The organism is Companilactobacillus halodurans, from assembly GCF_009600985.1.
GTDB lineage: Bacteria > Bacillota > Bacilli > Lactobacillales > Lactobacillaceae > Companilactobacillus > Companilactobacillus halodurans.
The window spans coordinates 1-2,003 of record NZ_VDFP01000076.1 but is presented as its reverse complement, the minus strand read 5'-3'; the positions used below and the strand labels follow the sequence as shown (position 1 = coordinate 2,003).

Genomic DNA, 2,003 nt, shown 5'->3' with positions numbered 1-2,003 from the left:
CCAGCACCGGGCAGGCGTCAGCCCCTATACATCACCTTACGGTTTAGCAGAGACCTGTGTTTTTGATAAACAGTCGCTTGGGCCTATTCACTGCGGCTCTCCTGGGCGTTAACCCTAAAGAGCACCCCTTCTCCCGAAGTTACGGGGTCATTTTGCCGAGTTCCTTAACGAGAGTTCGCTCGCTCACCTTAGAATTCTCATCTTGACTACCTGTGTCGGTTTGCGGTACGGGCACCACAATTCTAGCTAGAGGCTTTTCTTGGCAGTGTGAAATCAACGACTCGAGGAAACAATTTCCTCTCCCCATCACAGCTCAATCTTAAGAGTGCCGGATTTGCCTAACACTCAATCTCACTGCTTGGACGTACAATCCAATCGTACGCTTCGCCTATCCTACTGCGTCCCCCCATCGCTTAAAACGAATAATGGTGGTACAGGAATATCAACCTGTTATCCATCGCCTACGCCTATCGGCCTCAGCTTAGGACCCGACTAACCCAGAGCGGACGAGCCTTCCTCTGGAAACCTTAGTCAATCGGTGGACGGGATTCTCACCCGTCTTTCGCTACTCACACCGGCATTCTCACTTCTAAGCGCTCCACATGTCCTTGCGATCATGCTTCAACGCCCTTAGAACGCTCTCCTACCATTGTCCTTACGGACAATCCACAGCTTCGGTAATATGTTTAGCCCCGGTACATTTTCGGCGCAGTGTCACTCGACTAGTGAGCTATTACGCACTCTTTAAATGATGGCTGCTTCTAAGCCAACATCCTAGTTGTCTGGGCAACGCCACATCCTTTTCCACTTAACATATATTTTGGGACCTTAGCTGGTGGTCTGGGCTGTTTCCCTTTCGAACACGGACCTTATCACCCGCGTTCTGACTCCCAAGTTAAATTGATTGGCATTCGGAGTTTGTCTGAATTCGGTAACCCGATAAGGGCCCCTCGTCCAAACAGTGCTCTACCTCCAATAATCATCACTTGAGGCTAGCCCTAAAGCTATTTCGGAGAGAACCAGCTATCTCCAGGTTCGATTGGAATTTCTCCGCTACCCACAACTCATCCGCTCACTTTTCAACGTAAGTCGGTTCGGTCCTCCATTCAGTGTTACCTGAACTTCAACCTGGTCATGGGTAGATCACCTGGTTTCGGGTCTACGACCAAATACTCAACGCCCTATTCAGACTCGCTTTCGCTACGGCTCCACATTCACTGCTTAACCTTGCATCAAATCGTAACTCGCCGGTTCATTCTACAAAAGGCACGCCATCACCCATTAACGGGCTCTGACTACTTGTAAGCACACGGTTTCAAGTTCTATTTCACTCCCCTTCCGGGGTACTTTTCACCTTTCCCTCACGGTACTGGTTCACTATCGGTCACTAGAGAGTATTTAGCCTTGGGAGATGGTCCTCCCAGATTCCGACGGAATTTCTCGTGTTCCGTCGTACTCAGGATCCACTCAAGAGTGAACAAACTTTCGACTACAGGATTATTACCTTCTTTGATTCATCTTTCCAGATGATTCGTCTAGTCTGTTCTTTTGTAACTCCGTATAGAGTGTCCTACAACCCCAACAAGCAAGCTCGTTGGTTTGGGCTCTTCCCGTTTCGCTCGCCGCTACTCAGGGAATCGATTTTTCTTTCTCTTCCTGCGGGTACTAAGATGTTTCAGTTCTCCGCGTCTGCCTTCAGATATGCTATGTATTCACATATCGATAACACGACATAACTCGTGCTGGGTTTCCCCATTCGGAAATCTCTGGATCAAAGCTTACTTACAGCTCCCCAAAGCATATCGTCGTTAGTAACGTCCTTCGTCGGCTTCTAGTGCCAAGGCATCCACCGTGCGCCCTTAATAACTTAATCTTTTTTGACTTTCAACACGAACAAGTCGGTTGAAAACCCAAAATGTTATTAATCTGTGAGTGTTCTTTCGAACACTAGCGATTATTTCTTTTTGAATTCAAAGCTTGTTAAAAAACTCTAAATCACTCGG

At 47.8% G+C, this 2,003-nt stretch carries 1 rRNA gene; it reads right to left on the bottom strand.

What is annotated here, in order from left to right:
* A 23S ribosomal RNA gene (locus FHL06_RS12500) occupies positions 1-1,873 on the bottom strand; the annotation flags it as partial.
* Positions 1,874-2,003: the final 130 nt, after the last annotated feature.